We start from the raw sequence: 18460 nt of genomic DNA on the forward strand, positions 1-18460 counted from the left end.
GTTTGTTCTTACTGGATGCGGGCGCGCTGGCCGGCCTTGATGGCGGCGAGCAGCTCGGCCCTGAGTTTGCCCACGTAGCTTTCGACCTCGGCTGCGGTTTCCAGATAGATCGTCGGTGAAAGGTCTGCGGCCCGAATCACCTTCGCAGGTCTGGGTGCTGCGGTGCTGGCGCCGGTGGTCATGACCTTTTGCGTCGTCATGCTTCCGGAATCCTTCAACACCGTTGCGTGCTTCTGGCTGGCCTTCTCGATCACGACCATCGCCTCGTCGAGCAGATCGCCGGCTTGCCCCTGCAGGTACAGAATCCTGGGAATGCTGGTCAGCCCGGCGACTTGGGTCTTCAGCTCCTGCAGGGGCAGCAGTGCCCTGTTGCGCAGATCCGCACTCGCCTGAAGCTGATCGAGCGATTTCACGACCTCGGCGATCCTGGTGTCGATCGAGTGGAGGGCGCGTTCGCGCTTCTCCTGCGCTGCCGCTTCATTGGCCGCCTCAACCGTCCTGATCAGCGCTTCGATACGCGGGATCTGACCGTAAGGTGCCGGGTTGTCGCGGATCGATTCCAGTTCGGCGAGTGAGGCGGCAATCGGCGGAAGCTTCTGCAAGACTTCGCGGTTGTCGGCAAAGCTGCTCAGCGCTTCGAGCAGCTTGCGCCAGGTCGGAAGCTGGGTCTTGTAGAAGCTGACGACGTCATGGATGTCGTCGCTGGCGTCCAGCCAGTCGCTTTTCGCGCTCAGCATCGCCTCGATGAACTCGAAGGCGTCGCGGATCGCGAGCTGCTTGCCGATGCGGGTGACGGCCGTGTCGATCGCGTCCTTGCCGGGATGGTGCCTGATCGCGGCGGTCTGGACGTAGCCCTTGAGCTCGGCCTGCCAGTCGCCAAGGGCAGCGCGGTAATCCGCAACCAGCCCGTCCGCATCATCGCGGGCAATCCTGGCGAAGATTTCCTTGTAGAGATCGCGCGCCCGCTTGAGCGCGGCAGCATCCGGAACCTTCTTCTTGAGGATTGAAACCTGCTTGAAGCGAACCGATTTGGTCAGCGGGTCGACGGCGCTCTTCGGGTCGAGATCGTCGCCTTCGCGCATCAGCTTGATCTCGCCAGCCATGAACAGTCGGGCGACCAGCAGCACCACCTCCCACTCCGGCTTCCATCCCCAGGGGATGCCGGTGAAGCGATCGACGACATCGGAGAGCAGGACGCGCTCGCTGCTGGCCTTGAGGTGCAGGTAGTCGCGCAGTTCCTTGATCGCGAGGGGGTTGCCTTGTTCGCCATTCAGGCTGAGCCCCTGCTGGCCGATCGTGTCCACGGCCAGCACGGCCTTGATTTCGGCGATGGGGTCAGCCTGCCGTACCTTGAGATACGGGAGCTTGGTGTAGGTGTTGGAAATCAGATAATTGACCAGTTCGTCGAGCAGCGTGGTTGGGCTGGCGGCCTTGATCTGCGGTTTCTGGCCGAGCGCATAGCAGTCGCCGGTGACCATGAGTTCGCCCAGTTGCGCCAGGATGCGGCCACGACGCTCGCGGTTTTCGTCCTTGCGGTCCGACAGGATGCGTTTGAGCGATGCGGCAGCGATACCGGCCTTGGGACTGTCGATGTACTTTTCGATTTGCAGGTAGAGGGTCAGCTCGATGTCGAGCCGTTCGCCTTCGGCGGTCCGGATCAGCGCCCGGCCACCCGATTCCGAGCTGCGCAGAATGCATTTGGCTTCGCTGAGCAGTTCGTAGTCGTCGCCGAGCGGGGTGGCGATTTCAAGGCTGAGCGGATGGCTGGCGTTTTTCCACGGGGCGCCGTCGAGGAGGCGGTTGAATTCGTAGTCGGCCTTGGTGTCCTTGTGCCGCACCTTGGTCTGCCCGCCGAGGATGTCGTCGTAGATCAGCTCGCTGAGCAGCCGCCATTTTTCGTTGGCAGAGACGGCGACGTGGCCGATTTCGCGGGCGACATCGCGCTCTTCGTTGGTCAGGAAGAACCAGAGGTCGCCATTGCGGCTGACGAGTCGCTGCCTTTCGAGTCGGGCGAGGCTTTCCTGGATGCGGCGCTTGAGGGCCAGCTTGTCGGCGTCGATTTCATTGACGCAAAGGGTGGCGAGGTTGTCGATATTCGGTTTGACGATGTCCGGGATGTAACGGATCAGGAACATTGCCTTGAGCAGATGAACGTCGTAGGACTCGAGCGCAGCGTTGCCCGGCGCTTCGTCGATCGAGCGCTTGGCCGTGGTGTCGATGAAGCTCTCGATCGAGGGGTAGAAGTCGTAGAGCGGGACCAGCGCGTCGATTCCCCGCTCCGCATTGAGAATGGCGGCAGACTGGAAGGCGTCGAGCAGCGAACGTTCGCCTTTCGAGAGGTGCTTGCCGGTGGCGCCGACCTTGCGGATCGATTCAAAGATCTTCTGCAGCAGCGCGAACTGGTACGGGGCGAACGGGTAGCAGGCGACGAATTCCGCAGAGTCCTTGTAGCTCTTCATGGTGACCGAATTGCCGACGAAGGCGAGCTGGTTGTTGATGATGTCGCCCTTCTGTTCGAAGCGGTCGCGCAGGGCGACGTGGGCAGCTTCGGTCTTGGCGAGGAGACGTTCGCCGATCACCTCGTCGGTGTTGGAACTCGCCAGCGACAGACGGGTGTGGAAGCGCCCCTGAATCTTGGAGAAGTCTTGCGACCTGGCCTTGTTGGCTTCGCCGATGGCGGCGTCGATGTCTTCCTGACTGGTGACGATCACCCACGCGCGCCCCTGGCACAGCGTCCCCAGCTGCTCGGCGATGGTCTGCAAGGTGAGCATCAACTGCGTGTTGTTGCCGATGAACTGGCCGACTTCATCGACCAGAAAGACGATCCGGTGCCCGGCCGGCTTGCTGGCGAGGTAGTCACGGATCAGCCTGGCGAGCCCTTCGATGTTGATCCGGTAGGTGTCGCGTGCGTGGTCGAACCAGGCCGCGGCGGAGTCCTCGCTTTGCTTGAGCGCCCTGGCCAGGGCATACACCACGTCGTCACGCAGGAAATCGACGGCGTCGCGTTCGGCATTCCAGGTGGAGCCGTTCCTGTCGGCGAAGGCAGCTTTGAAGCTATCGTAGGCGTCCTTGCTGACGAGGTGGCGCTCCATTTCGGCGACGTGCGGCGCGTCGCCGCTGTAGCCGAGCTTTTCGTTGAAGACGCGCAGAAAGACCTGCAGGATGACATCGCGCTCATCCTTGCTGTCGGCCTTGGCATCAATATTGAACAGGATCACGTCGGAGCTGCCCCGCACCGCACGCTGGACATCGGCGAGCAGCATCGCGTCCTTGATCTTGTGCTCGTCGAAGAACTGCGCCGCTCGCTTGGTGCTACCGTCCTTCGGGTTGACCGCCTCGATGTTTTCCAGCAGGTAGGAGAGGATCTTGATGAAGTGCGACTTGCCGGAGCCGAAGGACCCCGAGACCCAGACGGCCATCCGCGCCGAGAGAACGGGGTCTTTCGGGTTGTCGGCGGCAGCGAGGAAGGCGTCGAAGAAGCGGCGGAAATACGCCGTCAATTGCTTGGTGACGACGTACTCGTCGAGTTCCTGCCAGATGCTCTCGGCGTCGCGCTGGTCAGCCTTGATCACACCATTGATAGGGCGGTCGATCGGCTTGGTGAAGATGTCCCTGATTTTCATTGTTGGTTGTTCCGGGAAAAGGCGTTCAGGCAACGAGACGGAAGGCCCGGTAATAGTGGTCGTCTTTCAGCCGGCTGAAGAGGCGTAAGGAATAGCCGTCGTACTGTCCGGGATAGAACATTACCAGCGGCTTGTCTTTCATGTGGGCGTGCAGCGCCGAGAGCAGTGTGTGGGTGCGCAGCATCGGATACACGGCGCCGACGTTCCAGAGAATGAGCAGGTCCAGTTCGGCAAGGTCGTGCTGGGCCACCAGCCGTTCGGCGAGCCTGTCTTCCTTGAGGACACGGCGCAGCGATTCAAGTGTCTTGGCGTCACCTTGCGTGCGTTGCATCTCGATGGCCTTGTCGAGCAGCTTGCGCTCTTCCAGCAGGCCGATCACGAGGTCGAAGAGATTGACCGCCGCGACCCGGATCGTCGGCTGATGCCTGGCCAGTGCCGGCAGGACGACCTCCTGGAGGAAAGTCCGCACGGCCATCTCGTCCTCGGGCGGGTAGTCGAAGATCCAGAAGCCGATCTCGCCGCCGGAACCGTGATTCGCCAACACGTCGGGCGAAGTCAGTTTGGGCAGTAGCTGGTTGAGCCGCTCGTTGAGGCCGTGACTCATCGAGTCATGTCCATGATGGCAAGCACTTCGGTCTCTCCGTGGCGCTTGAAGTAGCTGACGACGCCGGGGTGCAGGTGCGGCGGGGTCAGCCGCAATGTCTTGGTGGAATCGACATAGCGGCCTTCGGCGAGCACGCGGAGGATGACCTGTAGCACCTTTGCTTTGGTCGAAGCGCTGAGATTGGCAAGCTCGGGATCGCGCTGTACACATTCCGCGAGGAAGGCGTCCCAGTCTTTGGCGGGAGACAGGTTCTGCTCGAGCCGGCGAAGTTTTCCAGCGTACACGTCAAGCAGGAAGTCGGCGAGGATGCGGCTGTGCTTGACGGCTGCGGCAAACAACAGCTGCGTCGCGACCTCCTGCGAACCGGTGGCAATCAGCTTCAACCCTTCATCCTCCAGCGTCTCCAGGCGTTTGCGGATCAATTGCGCCTGGCGATGGGCCGTTGCCGGGGTCTTCTTCTGCAGCAGATTGTCGAGCTTGAGGGCAGCGAACCACTGCTCCCGGGAAGGACTGGTCAGGAGCAGACCAGCAATCCTGCGGCTTTCAGGCAGCATCAAGGAACCTGCCGAGATTTCCGCATTGTAGACTCCCATTGGATCCCCGTTCCGAAGGTCTCTCAGCCCAAGCAAGCGCACTCGGACAAGTTCTCCGACATTCCGGCCCTGTCGTTCCGCGATGGCAGCCACAGGAATGTCGAAGGGCTTTTTCAACAGCGCTTGATGATTTTTGCATATAGTCGTCTCGGCCCTTCGCTCGACGAGCTTCGAGGGCCTGCATCAGCGCGTCGTCCGGCAGGTAATCGAGCGCCAACGACCAGCGGTCGAGGTCGGAGCCGCTTTCAACGTCTTCCCAGGAAAAGAGCCGGGCTTGCGGGACATGGGCCATGGTAGCGCTCGTGAGCAAATGGAAGAGCGCTTATTCCCTCCCTCTTCCCCAACCCCTTCCACGGCCCGCGCTGCAGCCCGGGCCGGCTGCGGCGGCGCGGAGCAGTGCTCCGCGAAACCCCGCCTTCGCCCCCACGAGGGGGGAAGGGGAGCATAGTCCACCCAATATCTTCCTAGAACTCGAAATCCTCCTCGTAGTATTCGAATTCGCCGCGCGTCGTGGCCGCGCGATCCCGGTCCTGTTCGCCCCTGCGCAGGTCGACGCGGCGGATCTTGCCGGAAATGGTCTTCGGCAGCTCGCCGAATTCGAGTCGTCGCACGCGTTTGTACGGCGACAGACGGCTGCGCAGGAAAACAAAGATGTCGCGCGCCAGTTCACGCCCCGGTGCATAGCCGGCGCGCAAGGTCAGGAAAGCTTTCGGCACGGCCAGACGCAGGGGGTCGGGACTCGGCACGACGGCCGCTTCGGCAACCGCTTCGTGGTCGATCAGGACGCTCTCCAGTTCGAACGGGCTGATGCGGTAGTCGGAAGCCTTGAACACGTCGTCGGCGCGGCCGACGTAGGTGATGTAGCCGTCGGCATCGACGGAAGCGGTGTCGCCGGTGTGATAGAAGCCATCACGCATCACCTCGGCGGTCTTCTCGGGGTCGTCATCGTAGGAGATCATCAGCCCGAGCGGACGCGGCGATAGCGTCAGACAGATTTCGCCTTCATCGGAGACATGACCGTCCATGTCGACCAGGCGCACCTGGTAGCCGGGCATCGGGCGACCCATGGAACCGAGCTTGACCGCCTGTCCGGGCGAGTTGCCGACCTGGGCGGTGGTTTCGGTCTGGCCAAAACCGTCGCGCAGGGTGATTCCCCAGGCGGCCTTGACCTGGTCGATGACTTCCGGATTCAGCGGCTCGCCGGCACCGATCAGTTCGCGTACCTTGACCGGATACTTGCCGAGGTCTTCCTGGATCAGCATCCGCCACACCGTCGGCGGCGCGCAGAGGGTGGTCACCGAGCATCTGACCAGCGTTTCGAGGATCGACGCCGCGGCAAAGCGCGAGTAGTTGTAGATGAATACCGTTGCACCGGCGTTCCAGGGCGCGAAAAAGCAGCTCCAGGCGTGCTTCGCCCAGCCGGCCGAACTGATGTTCCAATGCACGTCGCCGGGCTGCAGTCCGAGCCAGTACATGGTCGACAGATGCCCGACCGGATAACTCTGCTGGCTGTGCAGCACCAGTTTGGGTTTCGAGGTCGTGCCGGAGGTGAAATAGAGCAGTTGCGGGTCGGTCGCCAGGGTCGGGCCGTCGGGTTCGAACTCGCTCGACCCCTGGTAAGCGTCTTCGAGTTGCTGCCAGCCGGCGACCGCCCCACCGACGGTGATGCGCGTGTAGTCGCCGGGCAGGCCGCTGAACTTGTCGGCGTGCGTGTGGCCGATGATCACATGCCGCACCTGGCCACGGTCGAGACGGTCGCGCAGGTCGTCGGGGGCGAGCAGCGTGGTGGCCGGCGACAACACCGCGCCGAGCTTGATCGAGGCCAGCATCGTATCCCACAGCGATACTTCGTTGCCGAGCATCATCAGAATGCGATCGCCGCGCCCGACGCCTTGCGCGCGCAGCCAGTTGGCAACCTGGTTCGAACGCTGCGACATTTCGGAGAACGACATCTTCTGCTCCGCACCGTCTTCGTTGACCACCCACAGCGCCGGGCGATCGTTGCCTGCTGCCATTACGTCGAAATAATCCAGTGCCCAGTTGAATTCAGTGAGCTGTGGCCATTGGAAATCACGGTATGCCGTCTCGTAGTCGGTGCGGTGAGTCAGAAGGAAATCGCGTGCCTGCACGAAGGCCGAATAAGACATGTTTGCTCCTCTCTTGTGGATGAAACCTCTGGATATTGCGGTCCAATATTGTAAGGGACTTGCCGGCAGAAGGGGGCGCCGGCGGACGAGGCGCAGCGATCAATCGTCGGCAGCGCGCGGCCGGCTGGTAGAATGACGGCCATGAGAGTCCATGGCAAGCCGACGCGAACGATCACCCCCGTACCCCAGGACCGCGCCGTCGACATCATCGACCAGACGCTACTGCCGCAGGCCTATCGCGTGTTGCGGCTGAACCGCCTCGAAGAAGTGGCGCAGGCGATCTGCAGCATGCAGGTCCGCGGCGCACCGCTGCTCGGGGTCACCGCCGCTTATGGGGTCGCGCTGGCGTTGTCGCCCTGTGCCGACGACGCCACGCTGCTCGCGGCGATCAGGACGCTGGGTGCGACGCGTCCGACGGCGGTCAATCTGCACTGGGCGTTGATGCGCCTGCAAGCCTGCCTGCTGCCGCTGCCGCCGTCGCTGCGTGCCGAGGCGGCATGGCTGGAAGCGGGCAGGCTCGCCGAAGAGGACGTGCAGCAATGTCGCCGCATCGGCGAGCACGGCCTGCGACTGCTGCGCGCACTCGTCGGTGTGCGCGGGCGCATCGAGATCATGACCCACTGCAACGCCGGCTGGCTGGCGACCGTCGACCACGGTACGGCGCTGGCACCGGTCTATGCCGCATTCGACCAGGGAATCGACATCCATGTCTGGGTTTCCGAAACGCGTCCGCGCAACCAGGGCCTGCTGACCGCCTGGGAACTCCGTGAGCACGGCGTGCCGCACACGCTGATCGCCGACAACGCCGCCGGTCTGCTGCTGGCGCGCGGCCGCATCGACGCGGTGATCGTCGGCGCCGACCGCGTCGCTGCCAATGGCGACGTCGCCAACAAGATCGGTACCTACCTCAAGGCACTGGCAGCGCGTGCCGCCGGCGTCCCGTTCTATGTGGCCGCACCACGGTCGACGATCGACTTTGCCTGCACGAACGGCGCCGACATCCCGATCGAGGAGCGCGCCGGCGACGAGTTGCGGCTGCTTCAGGGATGCGACGCGGCTGGCCGACCCGGCCAGGTCCGGCAGCTCGCGGCCGATGCCGCGGTCGCCAACCCGGCTTTCGACATTACCCCTGCGAGTCTGGTCAGCACCCTGATCAGCGAACGCGGCGCCTGCCCGGCAAGCAGCGACGGGCTGAGCGCCCTCTACCCGGAGGAACGGTCATGCCTTTTCGATACATCCATACATCCAGACATTCACACATCGTGAGTCACTGATGCGACTTTCACAGTAACGGCATGACTGATCTGCGCCAACAACTGATCGACAGCGCGCGCCGCATGCAGGCCGCCGGCCTGAACCGCGGTACCGCCGGCAACCTCAGCGTGCGCGTCGGGGAGGCCGGAACGGGGAATGACGGCGACTTCCTGATCACGCCGACCGGCATGGCGTACGACGAACTGGTCGCTGCAGACATCGTCCACATGCACCACGAGGGCAGTTGCCAGGGTCGCCGCCGGCCATCGTCCGAGTGGCGCTTCCACCGCGACCTCTACGCTGCCCGCGCCGACGCCGGCGCCATCCTGCACGCGCATTCGCCGTTCGCCACCAGCCTCGCCTGCCTGCGCCGCGACATCCCGCCATTCCACTACATGATCGCACGCTTTGGCGGCGACAATGTTCGCTGTGCCGCTTACGCGACCTTCGGTACACAGGCACTCTCCGACGCCGTCCTGCTGGCGATCGTGAAACGCCGCGCCTGCCTGCTCGCGAACCACGGCATGCTGGTGCTCGGCGACGATCTGCAACAGGCGATCGACCTCGGCATCGAACTCGAAACACTCTGCGAACAATACTGGCGCGCCTGCCAGCTCGGTCAACCGGTGCTGCTCGATGCCACCGAAATGGCGACGGTGCTCGACAAGTTCGCCAGCTACGGCCAGCAGCCTTGAGCGCTACTGCGGATCACGGCAAGGAACCGACCATGCTGCGGATCAGCGAAATTCGCCTTCCCATCGAGCATCCGCCGGCCGCGCTGGCTGCCGCGGTCGCCGCTCGCCTCGGCATTGCCGAGGCCGATCTCGGCGAGATCAGCGTCTTCCGGCGCAGTTGCGACGCGCGCAAGGCGAGTGCGCCGACCTTCCTCTACAGTGTCGACGTGGCGCTGCCCGACGCCGCCGCGATCCTCGAGCGATTCGCTGCCGACCGGCAGGTGCAACCGACACCGGACATGCGCTACCAATTCGTCGGGCAGGCGCCGGCGCAGCTCACGACGCGGCCGATCGTCGTCGGCTTCGGCCCGGCCGGCATCTTTGCCGCACTGATCCTGGCGCAGAGCGGATTCCGGCCGATCGTTCTCGAGCGCGGCAAGGCAGTGCGCGAACGCACCCGGGATACCTGGGGACTGTGGCGGAAGAAGCAGCTCAACCCGGAATCGAACGTGCAGTTCGGCGAAGGCGGCGCCGGCACCTTTTCCGACGGCAAGCTCTACAGCCAGATCAAGGATCCCAGGCACTACGGGCGCAAGGTGCTGATGGAATTCGTCAAGGCCGGCGCCCCGGCGGAGATTCTCTACGTCAGCAAACCGCACATCGGCACCTTCCGGCTGGTCGGCATGGTCGAACAGATGCGCCGCGAGATCGAACAGCTCGGCGGCGAAATCCGTTTTCAGCAGCGCGTCAGCGGCCTGCACATCGAACACGGCAGAGTGCGTGGCGTGACACTCGCGAGCGGCGAGGAACTGCGCGCCGAGCAGGTCATCCTGGCGCTCGGCCACAGCGCCCGCGACACCTTCGCGATGTTGCACGCTGCCGGCGTGTTCATGGAGGCCAAGCCCTTCTCGATCGGCTTGCGCATCGAACACCCGCAAGCACTGATCGACCAGGCGCGTTTCGGGCCATACGCCGGCAACCCGCTGCTCGGTGCCGCCGACTACAAGCTGGTGCATCATTGCCGCAACGGTCGCAGCGTTTACAGTTTCTGCATGTGTCCCGGCGGCACGGTGGTCGCCGCCACTTCCGAACCGAACGGCGTGGTCACCAACGGCATGAGCCAGTATTCGCGCAACGAGCGTAACGCCAACGCCGGCATCGTCGTCGGCATCACCCCGCTCGACTACCCCGGCGGACCGCTGGCTGGCATTGCACTGCAGCGGCAGCTCGAAGCGCACGCATTCGAACTCGGCGGTGGAACCTACGAGGCGCCTGGCCAGCTCGTCGGCGATTTTCTTGCTGGCCGCCCATCGACACGGCTCGGCACGGTGCTGCCCTCGTATCAGCCCGGCGTGCGTCTGACCAGTCTCGCCAGCGCCTTGCCCGACTACGCCATCGCCGCCCTGCGCGAAGCGATACCCGCCTTCGACCGCCAGATTCGCGGCTTTGCCATGCCCGACGCGGTGCTCACCGGCGTCGAGACGCGCACCTCTTCGCCGCTGCGCATCACCCGCGGCGACGATTGCCAGAGCCTGAACGTCAAGGGTCTCTATCCAGCGGGCGAAGGCGCCGGTTACGCCGGCGGCATCCTCTCGGCCGGCGTCGACGGGATCCGGGTGGCTGAAGCGGTGACGCGGGAAATGCTCGGACAGGTGGCCCGGCACAAGCAGTGAACCCGTTCGTGGTGACTGTCGGCGCCTCAGCGCGCCGCTTCGGCACGAATGGCTGCGGCAAGCGTCATCGTTCCGGCATCAATCGCCTGCATTGCGTAGCCAGGCGAGGACCTCGACGACGTTGCTGTCCGGCGGAAAGACGGGGTAGAAGACCTTTGCAATTCGTCCATCCTGCACGATCAGCGTCAGCCGCTTGAACCATTCCGTACCGGTTACGCTGAAGGTGGGCAGTCGCAGCGAGCTCTTGAGCTGCAGGCCAGTGTCACTCAGCAATTGAAACGGTAGATGCAGCCTTTCCCTGGCTTCACGCTGCACGTCGGTGCTCTGCACACTCAGGCCGAAAACGCCGGTATGCAAGGCTGTCAACTCGGCGTGGTGGTCGCGGAAACTGCAGGACTGCGGCGTGCAGCCGCGCGCACCGGGAATTCCGTCCCATCCCTCCGGCAACGGAAGTCCGGGCCGGCCGGTCATCGGATAGATGTAGATCACCCAACGCCCATCCAGCTCGTTCAAAGAAACGTTCGAACCGTCCGTGGCCGGGAGGGTCAGAGCGGGCAGAAACAGGCCTTGCAGATGCGCTGCAGCACCGTCGTCCGTAGGAACCGGAAGGTTTTCCGGCAATTCCGAGAAGTTCATGCGGTCACGGTGTCGGGACGACGCGGTAATACACGCCGTTGGCACCGAAGGCCGGCTGGAACCAGGTGTTCCCGAGCAGATAGTAGGTGGTGCCATACTTCTGGACCGGCACCGAGCCGGCGGGCAGTGCCGCGTAGTTCACCCCCATCGCGTAGGCCGCGGCAGTGTTGGCGCTGCCGGCGGCGTAGCCCGAAGAATAGGCGTTGCTGGTGGCAGCGGCGGTATTCGCCGAGGCGATCGCCGCACCGGCAGCGACACCGACGACGGCGCCGGCCGCTGCCGCACAGCCGTAGCAACCCGCTGCGGTGTAGGCGGGAACAACGACGGGCGGGTGGTACGGATAATATGGAGCGGCTGGGCGGTACGCCGGGTACGCCGGATACCCTGGCGGGTGATAGGCGGTCGCACCGTAGGGCGTGCTGTGGTAAGCCCCTTCGCCATACCTGCCGGCAGTGGTACCGCCATATCTATTGGTGTGCTCGCTGCCACCGTCAAAGGCGTGCGCTGAACTGCCGCCCCAGGCATTGGTATGCTCGGTTCCTACCCCCGCGACGTGCTCGGTGCTGCCGCCAAAGCGGTTGGCACTGCCCCAGGCGGCGGCCTCTCCGGGTAATAGCATGCTGCCGATCACCCCTGCAAGGGCAATAACGATCCTGTTCATGAGAGTGCTCCTCACTGCGACTGGGTGGACTTGGCTGGCTTAGGTTTCGCCGGCGCTTGCAGAGCCGCCGCCGCTTTGGCATCCGGGTGGGCGAAGGCTACCGACACCGCCGTGGTGGTCTTCGACGTGGCGAACGCATCCGCTGCCACGGCCGGGTCGAGCTTCCAGTTGGCAAGCTCCATCTGATGACGCAGGCGCAACGGATCGTCACGATAGACGGCGCGCAGCATGCGCGGCAGCTTGTCATCGGCGCCGATCCAGATCTGCACAAAGACTGCGTCGTTGACGTAGGCCAGCATGTCGGTGACCGTGCCGCCGACGACCTTCGACTGACCGATGTAGAAAGCGTTGGTCAGTCCCTCGGCGATGTTCCTGTAGGGGTCGGCAAGAACCACGTCGGCGAACGGAAAATAGATCGCGGCACTCTCGAATGCAGCCTTGAGTGTCGCGTCGATGGTCGGCGGTGCCGCGGCGACTGCGACGAAATTCTCCGCCGGCGAATAGGCGGTCATCGCCTTGCCATCGTAGTAGAACTCCGAAGCCGGGCCGTCGCCGATGGTGATCACCCGCAGCTTGTCTGGCCGTTGCATGAGCACTTCGGAGGTGGTCGTGTAGGCCAGCGCAGGGCCGAGGCGACTCGGTGCTTCGTAGGTGACCACGGCGGTGAACGCCATCGAACGCGCTGCCGCCAAGCGCTCGCTCATCGCCTTCAGAAGGTCGACGGCCTTGATCTCGATTACCGGCTTGGGCGCCACGGCTTTGCTTGCGGTCCTGGCCGGCTTGGCGGCTTTAGGCTTGCCCGATGGCTGCTGTGCCTGCACGCTGCCGGCCACGAGCAGACCGGCAGCGAGCAGCGCCACACGCCGGGCGAACGGGTGATGAATCATTGTCTCCTCCTTGAAAAGGCAGCAGAATGCCTGCGCAACGCTGCTTACGGGATCATTCCACATTCGAACATCTTGTTGGCGATCGGCGCCGCCACCCGATTCAGAAACTCGGTGCGCATCGCCGGATCGCTGCGCAGCAGGCCGATGACGCGCTGCTCCTCTGCCGACTTCGGCTGGCCTTTATTCATCCACAACTGCTCACAGGTCGCCGTCTGGTATTTCTGGACCACCTTGTCGGCGACCATGTCGAGGACCGGGAATTGCGCAAAGCTGAGGCCGGCGACGAAAACGGCCGGCAGGATGGCAAACCGCCAGAAATGCTTGTTCATGATTGACTCCTCATTGGTTGGTGTAAGAAGTATGACATTACTGCTTGCCTATTGCCTATTGCCTATTGCCTATTGCCTATTGCCTATTGCCTGACGCGCGTGAAATGGACATCGAACTTCTGCTGCACCACCGCCTGGTAGTAGACCCCTTTGAGGAGGTCGTTCTCCGGGTCATAACTGAGCGTGTAGGTGGATCCGTTGTAGCCACCGGCGCGCAATTCAAAAAAGAGCCTGATGGTCTTGCCGTCGCGTACGGCCTCGGCCCTCGAGAACGGCAGCGGGTTCGGGTTGGCGTAGGCGGCGTCGAGTTTACCGCCGGCATCGACACTCTTGATGGTAATCACATAGCCGCCGTCGGGCCGTACCCAGCGCCCCGGCAGGGCACCGAAAGTGGGCTCGGATGGTGGGTGCGGCGCCGTACCCTGTGCAGCAACCGGTTCAGCCAATATACTCAGGGCAAGCGCGAGGCTGGCCAGGGTGCGTACGATCGAGATCTGCATGCCTTGCCGACCCTTGAGAAAATGATTGTCCAATGATTTGCTGCGGCCGGCACTTCGGACGCCGGCCGCTTCGTTCCGGCTACTCGCTCACCTTGTTGTTGCGCATGGCCGCATCGAGTTTCTTCATGTCCTCGGGTGACAACTGCGGCCGGTCGACCTTGATCGTCAGCTTGTTGAGCTTCGCGGTCAGAGTGAACGGCGGCTTGTAGTCCGCGTCGTTCACGCCGGTCAGGGTATCGGAGCCGATGTCGAAGCTCTCGTCCCACTGCAGGATCATCGGCAGCGTCTTGGGCATCGTCCTGGTGGCGACGACCTGGCCGTCCACCTTCAGCGTGCCGGTACCGGGCCGGCCGACGCCGCTGAAGCTGTTGAAGGCCAGCGTGCCGGCACCCAGACCGTCGTACTTGAAATCGAACTCGAGCGTGTGCTTGCCGGGTGGTAGCGCCTCGGCGCCTTCCCACTTCAGGCGCTCGAGATCGACCATGTTCCATAGCCACACCGGCTTGCCCTTGAGCAGGTAGAAGCCGTAGCCACCGAAACGCCCACCCGAGGTCAGGATCATGCCCTCGGCTCCAGCGGCAGGCACCTCGATGTCGGCGGTGACGGTGTAGGAGGTGTTCAGCAGCAGCGGCGAATCCCCTTGCGGCAGGCCGACCATCGGTCGCGTGTAGACGAACTCGCTGCGCCCGGCAGTGATGTTCGGCCGTGGCGCGACGATGCGCGCCGCCACCGAAGCATCCATCGGGAAGACCTGGTGCTTCTTCGCCTCGGCGATGAACATCTGCTTCATTTCCTTGACCTTCTGCGGGTTCTTCGCAGCCAGGTCGGTGGTCTGGCTGAAGTCGCTGTTCAGGTTGAACAGTTCGAGCACCTGGTTGTTCAGGGGGTCGGGATTCGCCGGGCCGAAGGCTTCCCATGGCGCGCGATTCACCTTGGTGCTGAGAAACCAGCCGTCGTGGTACAGCGCCCACTGGCCCATCATCTCGAAATACTGGGTCTTGTGGCGCGTCGGCGCCTTGGCACTGGTCGCGTCGAACGTGTAGGCGAAGCTGGTGCCCTCGATCGGCGCCTGTCTGATGCCGTCAACCATCTCCGGCGCACGAATGCCCGCTGCCTCGAGAATGGTCGGCACGACGTCGATGACGTGCACGAACTGCTCGCGCAAGCCGCCCTTGTCCTTGATGCGCGCTGGCCACGACACCACCATGTTCTGGTTTACGCCGCCGAGCTGCGAGGCGTTCTGCTTGAACCACGAGAACGGCGTGTCGAAAGCCCAGGACCAGCCGGCCGACATGTGGTTGTAGGTTTGCTCGGTTCCCCAGACGTCGTAGAACTTCATCTGCACGTCCACGGGCAACTGGTTCAGGCCGTTGAAGAACGCGACCTCGTTCGGCGTGCCCAGCGGCCCGCCCTCGGCGCTGGTGCCGTTATCGCCGTTGATGTAGATGATCAGCGTGTTGTCGAGCTTACCAAGATCCTGGAAGGTCTGGATCACGCGGCCGATTTCATGGTCGCTGTAGGCGGCATAGGCGGCGAAGACCTCGACCTGGCGGATGAACAGCTTCTTCTCGTCGGCGCTCAGCTGATCCCATGGTTTGAGGACTTGCGACGGCCAGGGCCCGAGCTTGGTGTCCTTGGGGATCACCCCGAGCCGCTTCTGGTTCTCGAAGATGCGCTCGCGCAGCTTCTCGTAGCCGTCGTCAAAGAGGTGCATCGCCCTGATCTTTTCTACCCATTCTTGGGTCGGGTGATGCGGCGCGTGTGTGGCGCCGGGGGCGTACTTGATGAAGATCGGCTTGTCCGGCTGGATCTGGTGTACGCGTGTCATGTAGTCGATGGCATCGTCGGCCATCCCGGTGACGAGGTTCCAGCCCGGTTTGCCCTCGAAAGGATAGATCTGCGTCGTGTTGCGGAACAGGTTCGGCTGCCACTGGTTGGCGTCGCCGCCGACGAAACCGTAGAAATACTCGAAGCCCATGCCGCTGGGCCATTGGTCGAATGGCCCGACCTGGCTGGCGGCGAACGCCGGCGTGTTGTGGTTCTTGCCGAACCACGAGGTGGCGTAGCCGTTGTCGAGCAGGATGCGGCCGATCGTCGCCTTGTCCTTGCCGATGATGCTGTTGTAGCCAGGGTAGCCGGTCGACTGCTCGGAGATCACGCCGAAGCCGGCCGAGTGGTGGTTGCGCCCGGTGATCAGCGCGGCGCGCGTTGGCGAGCACAACGCCGTCGAGAACATGCGGTTGTAGCGCAGTCCTTCGTTGGCGATGCGGTCCATCGCCGGCGTCGGGATGACGCCGCCAAAGGTGCTCGGCACGCCGAAGCCGGCGTCGTCGGTGATGATCAGCAGCACGTTCGGAGCACCCTTCGGCGGCACGATGCGCGGCGCCCACCAGGGCTTGGATTGCAGGGCGTCGTCCTGGATCACGCCAGCAAATTTCGGATCGGGCGCGGGCAGCTGCTTGCCGCTGATCGAAGCCGTCGCGCTGGGTGAGCCGAGCACACCGGTAACTTGCTGGGCAAGGCCGGGGCCGGCAATCGCCATGGCCAATACAGCCAGGGCAAGCAAGGCCCATCGATGTATCCCTGTTTTCATTATCATCTCCTTGCGTTGTTGAAAATTTTCAGGTGTTTAAAAAAAGAAGGTCGCACCCACTGCCAGCCCGGTGAAGCGCGCGTCCAGGCCGCCGTGACCCTTGCCGTCAAAGTTGTAGCTGAGGTTGCGCAGGATCACTGTCACGTCACCCCAGCCGTAGCGGTAGCCGGTACCGACCAGCGCCTGCCAGGTCGTGTTTTGCGAACCGGCACCGACATCCAGGTAGTAGGGCATGAACCACCGGCCATCTTCACTGAGGCCAATCCTGCCCTTGACGCCGACAATCCCGTCCCACTTGTTGACGGAGACCGAGGCATTCAGATTATCCGGAAAAGGAAACAAGTTGTAATTCAGCGTTGTAACCAGGTTGAGGTAACGGGTGCCAGCGAATACATCGAGATGCGACGCGCCTTTGCGCCAGACACTGTGGCTGCCGGCGAGCGTCAGGACATTGGACTGGATACCCGACGAGGAGTCAAATGGTAACGCGCCTGCTGCTCCCGGTCGGTCGATGGGCTTCAGCCCCGAGTTCTGGTGGTCGAATTTCATGTAGATGTAGTCGGAAAACAGCGACCAGTCGCCTTTGCGCGCTTCGCCGGCAAGGAAAAAGGCGAAGGAGAGGTTGTGGAGGTAAGTGTCGGGAGTGCTGTGCAGCTTGCTGGTCACGCCATTGCTGATCCCGAGCGGGTTGAGCGTCGTCGTGTTATAGATCGTCGGCAGCCACACATAGGGCGTGACACTGAAGTGCCACTGCCCGTCGAAGATGTCCATCCGGGGCTGATTCTCTGCGGCGCTGCCTGGCGTGACCGCTAGCAGACCGAGTGCGCCCAGGGCACCGACGGTACATTTTCTGAAACCCTTTGCTGACGCCATGTTCACCCTCTCCATGAGAGACACGAATTTCTGCTGACCGGCAGTCTACCAGAGAGATGGCCGATGCGGCCACCGAGCGATGGTCCAACGTGGTCCGACCTCGAGCAGCGCTGGCCACCGCTCATTGACCGCTTGCCGGGCACGCGCTACATTCGCCTGGGGAGCGCTCCCCATGCTCACCGGATTGCCGGGCCACCTCAGGGAAGAAACAATAATGCCGAACCGTCAACGCCTATCAATTGTGATGCTGAGCAGCACGCTGGCCTTGCTCAGTCCGTCAGCCGCGCATGCGCAATCCTACACGAGTGACGGCGCGGTGCGCCTCGACCCAGCATTATCGCCCGAGGAGACCCATCCCGGACCCGTACTCTCGCCGGACGCGGTGCGTCCCGAGCGTGCGCTCTCCCCGCAAGAAACCGCAACCGATCCGGTGCTTTCGCCGGATGCCGTACCGCGTGAGCGGGCACTTTCGCCAGAGGCAACGAACCCGCCGCCGGTGCTCTCGCCGGACGCCGTTCGCCCTGACCCGGCCTTGCCGCCCGACTGATAGCGGACACCTCGATTAATGGTAATGATTGGAAACACCGGAATGACCCATACCCCTTCGTCAACGCCCAGCGGAACCGTGTACATCGTCGGCAGCGGTCCCGGCGACCTCGACCTGTTGACGCTGCGTGCTGCGCGGCTGATCGGCGAAGCGGATGCCATCGTCTACGACCATCTGATTGCCGATGGCGTCCTTGAACTGGCGCGTCCTGACGCAGAAAAAATCTATGCCGGCAAGGAACGTTCACGACACAGTGTGCCACAGAATGAACTCAACCAGTTGCTGGTGCGCCTGGCACGCGCGGGCAAGCAGGTCGTCCGCCTCAAAGGGGGAGACCCCTTCATTTTCGGGCGTGGCGGCGAGGAAATCGAAACGCTGGTCGAATCGGGAATTGCCTTCGAGGTGGTGCCGGGAGTGACTGCCGCCGCCGGTTGCGCCGCGTATGCCGGCATCCCGTTGACCCATCGCGAGCATGCCCAGGCCGTGGCCTTCGCGACCGGCCACCTCAAGGACGGGACGATCAATCTCGATTGGCCTTCGCTGGCGCGTCCGCGGCTGACGGTAGTCTTCTACATGGGCGTCGGCGGCCTCGCCGAAATCTGCCAGCAGATGATCGCCCACGGACTGCCCATGGACCACCCTGCGGCGGTCGTGCAGAACGGCACGACGCGGCGGCAACGCGTGCTCACCGCCGATCTGGCAACCCTGCCGGCGAAGGTCGCAGCCGCCGGCATCTCTTCTCCGGCGCTGATCATCGTCGGAACCGTGGTGCGCCTGCAGCAGAAACTCGACTGGTTCAAACCAGCACGATGAATCGACGGATCGGGCGGGAAGCGCCCGCCTACCCGCAGCGTGTTATACTTCAA

The 18460-nt window shown here is 63.4% G+C and carries 16 protein-coding genes; 5 read left to right on the forward strand and 11 right to left on the reverse strand.

The window, feature by feature from the left end; translation table 11 throughout:
- Positions 1-8: 8 nt before the first annotated feature.
- The 4 genes from brxC to V5B59_RS03360 form a co-directional block, all read right to left on the reverse strand.
- Positions 9-3623 carry a BREX system P-loop protein BrxC gene (gene brxC / locus V5B59_RS03345; RefSeq protein WP_169070206.1) on the reverse strand — a complete coding sequence of 1205 codons (3615 nt, stop codon included), beginning with the start codon at positions 3621-3623 and terminating at the stop codon, positions 9-11.
- A gap of 25 nt (positions 3624-3648) precedes the next feature.
- Positions 3649-4227: a DUF1788 domain-containing protein gene (locus V5B59_RS03350; protein ID WP_169070205.1), complete on the reverse strand. Its 579-nt coding sequence runs from the start codon at positions 4225-4227 to the stop codon at positions 3649-3651.
- A complete protein-coding gene (locus V5B59_RS03355; protein WP_169070204.1) occupies positions 4224-4820 on the reverse strand; it encodes a DUF1819 family protein in 597 nt (198 codons plus the stop codon). Before V5B59_RS03355 ends, V5B59_RS03350 begins: the two co-directional genes overlap by 4 nt.
- 464 nt (positions 4821-5284) lie before the next feature.
- The gene (locus V5B59_RS03360) at positions 5285-6967 is read right to left on the reverse strand and encodes an AMP-binding protein (RefSeq protein WP_332351579.1); all 1683 of its coding nucleotides are present in this window, start codon (positions 6965-6967) and stop codon (positions 5285-5287) included.
- Positions 6968-7108: 141 nt separating this feature from the next.
- On the opposite strand from V5B59_RS03360, the gene mtnA reads away from it, so the two are divergent.
- The 3 genes from mtnA to V5B59_RS03375 are packed head-to-tail and all read left to right on the forward strand — an operon-like array spanning position 7109 to position 10568.
- Positions 7109-8233 (forward strand): S-methyl-5-thioribose-1-phosphate isomerase, encoded by a 1125-nt coding sequence (mtnA, locus tag V5B59_RS03365; RefSeq protein ID WP_169070201.1) that lies wholly within the window; start codon positions 7109-7111, stop codon positions 8231-8233.
- A 29-nt stretch (positions 8234-8262) separates the two neighbouring features.
- Positions 8263-8916 (forward strand): class II aldolase/adducin family protein, encoded by a 654-nt coding sequence (locus tag V5B59_RS03370; protein ID WP_169070200.1) that lies wholly within the window; start codon positions 8263-8265, stop codon positions 8914-8916.
- Positions 8917-8948: 32 nt separating this feature from the next.
- Entirely contained in the window at positions 8949-10568 is a 1620-nt protein-coding gene (locus V5B59_RS03375) for an NAD(P)/FAD-dependent oxidoreductase (RefSeq protein ID WP_169070199.1), read from the forward strand.
- A gap of 78 nt (positions 10569-10646) precedes the next feature.
- On the opposite strand, the gene V5B59_RS03380 is transcribed toward V5B59_RS03375, so the two are convergent.
- The 7 genes from V5B59_RS03380 to V5B59_RS03410 all read right to left on the reverse strand — a co-directional run bounded on the left by V5B59_RS03380 (position 10647) and on the right by V5B59_RS03410 (position 17047).
- Entirely contained in the window at positions 10647-11204 is a 558-nt protein-coding gene (locus V5B59_RS03380; protein WP_169070198.1) for a peroxiredoxin, read from the reverse strand.
- A 4-nt stretch (positions 11205-11208) separates the two neighbouring features.
- Positions 11209-11865, reverse strand: a complete 657-nt coding sequence (locus V5B59_RS03385; protein WP_169070197.1) for a hypothetical protein — start codon at positions 11863-11865, stop codon at positions 11209-11211.
- An 11-nt stretch (positions 11866-11876) separates the two neighbouring features.
- Positions 11877-12752: a DUF2092 domain-containing protein gene (locus V5B59_RS03390; RefSeq protein WP_169070196.1), complete on the reverse strand. Its 876-nt coding sequence runs from the start codon at positions 12750-12752 to the stop codon at positions 11877-11879.
- 44 nt (positions 12753-12796) lie between these two features.
- Positions 12797-13081 carry a hypothetical protein gene (locus V5B59_RS03395; RefSeq protein WP_169070195.1) on the reverse strand — a complete coding sequence of 95 codons (285 nt, stop codon included), beginning with the start codon at positions 13079-13081 and terminating at the stop codon, positions 12797-12799.
- Between the two features lie 83 nt (positions 13082-13164).
- A complete protein-coding gene (locus V5B59_RS03400) occupies positions 13165-13614 on the reverse strand; it encodes a hypothetical protein (protein WP_332351580.1) in 450 nt (149 codons plus the stop codon).
- A 46-nt stretch (positions 13615-13660) separates the two neighbouring features.
- The gene (locus tag V5B59_RS03405) at positions 13661-16123 is read right to left on the reverse strand and encodes an arylsulfatase (RefSeq protein WP_248594810.1); all 2463 of its coding nucleotides are present in this window, start codon (positions 16121-16123) and stop codon (positions 13661-13663) included.
- An 87-nt stretch (positions 16124-16210) separates the two neighbouring features.
- Positions 16211-17047: a hypothetical protein gene (locus V5B59_RS03410; RefSeq protein ID WP_332351581.1), complete on the reverse strand. Its 837-nt coding sequence runs from the start codon at positions 17045-17047 to the stop codon at positions 16211-16213.
- Positions 17048-17291: 244 nt separating this feature from the next.
- Between V5B59_RS03410 and V5B59_RS03415 the strand changes: the two genes are divergently transcribed.
- Entirely contained in the window at positions 17292-17594 is a 303-nt protein-coding gene (locus V5B59_RS03415) for a hypothetical protein (protein WP_169070192.1), read from the forward strand.
- Positions 17595-17636: 42 nt separating this feature from the next.
- Complete coding sequence (gene cobA / locus V5B59_RS03420; protein WP_169070191.1) at positions 17637-18407, forward strand: uroporphyrinogen-III C-methyltransferase; 771 nt, start codon at positions 17637-17639, stop codon at positions 18405-18407.
- Positions 18408-18460 lie beyond the last annotated feature (53 nt).

It is taken from the genome of Candidatus Accumulibacter contiguus, from assembly GCF_036625285.1.
Lineage (GTDB): Bacteria > Pseudomonadota > Gammaproteobacteria > Burkholderiales > Rhodocyclaceae > Accumulibacter > Accumulibacter contiguus.

What these genes read in the sequence shown, in the direction of transcription:
- V5B59_RS03355 (WP_169070204.1), bottom strand. Translation starts at nt 4,820, where the DNA reads ATGGGAGTCTACAATGCGGAAATCTCGGCAGGTTCCTTGATGCTGCCT.
- V5B59_RS03385 (WP_169070197.1), bottom strand. Translation starts at nt 11,865, where the DNA reads ATGAACAGGATCGTTATTGCCCTTGCAGGGGTGATCGGCAGCATGCTA.
- V5B59_RS03380 (WP_169070198.1), bottom strand. Translation starts at nt 11,204, where the DNA reads ATGAACTTCTCGGAATTGCCGGAAAACCTTCCGGTTCCTACGGACGAC.
- brxC (WP_169070206.1), bottom strand. Translation starts at nt 3,623, where the DNA reads ATGAAAATCAGGGACATCTTCACCAAGCCGATCGACCGCCCTATCAAT.
- V5B59_RS03360 (WP_332351579.1), bottom strand. Translation starts at nt 6,967, where the DNA reads ATGTCTTATTCGGCCTTCGTGCAGGCACGCGATTTCCTTCTGACTCAC.
- V5B59_RS03395 (WP_169070195.1), bottom strand. Translation starts at nt 13,081, where the DNA reads ATGAACAAGCATTTCTGGCGGTTTGCCATCCTGCCGGCCGTTTTCGTC.
- V5B59_RS03370 (WP_169070200.1), top strand. Translation starts at nt 8,263, where the DNA reads ATGACTGATCTGCGCCAACAACTGATCGACAGCGCGCGCCGCATGCAG.
- V5B59_RS03350 (WP_169070205.1), bottom strand. Translation starts at nt 4,227, where the DNA reads ATGAGTCACGGCCTCAACGAGCGGCTCAACCAGCTACTGCCCAAACTG.
- V5B59_RS03410 (WP_332351581.1), bottom strand. Translation starts at nt 17,047, where the DNA reads ATGGCGTCAGCAAAGGGTTTCAGAAAATGTACCGTCGGTGCCCTGGGC.
- V5B59_RS03390 (WP_169070196.1), bottom strand. Translation starts at nt 12,752, where the DNA reads ATGATTCATCACCCGTTCGCCCGGCGTGTGGCGCTGCTCGCTGCCGGT.
- V5B59_RS03415 (WP_169070192.1), top strand. Translation starts at nt 17,292, where the DNA reads ATGCTGAGCAGCACGCTGGCCTTGCTCAGTCCGTCAGCCGCGCATGCG.
- V5B59_RS03375 (WP_169070199.1), top strand. Translation starts at nt 8,949, where the DNA reads ATGCTGCGGATCAGCGAAATTCGCCTTCCCATCGAGCATCCGCCGGCC.
- cobA (WP_169070191.1), top strand. Translation starts at nt 17,637, where the DNA reads ATGACCCATACCCCTTCGTCAACGCCCAGCGGAACCGTGTACATCGTC.
- V5B59_RS03405 (WP_248594810.1), bottom strand. Translation starts at nt 16,123, where the DNA reads ATGGCGATTGCCGGCCCCGGCCTTGCCCAGCAAGTTACCGGTGTGCTC.
- mtnA (WP_169070201.1), top strand. Translation starts at nt 7,109, where the DNA reads ATGAGAGTCCATGGCAAGCCGACGCGAACGATCACCCCCGTACCCCAG.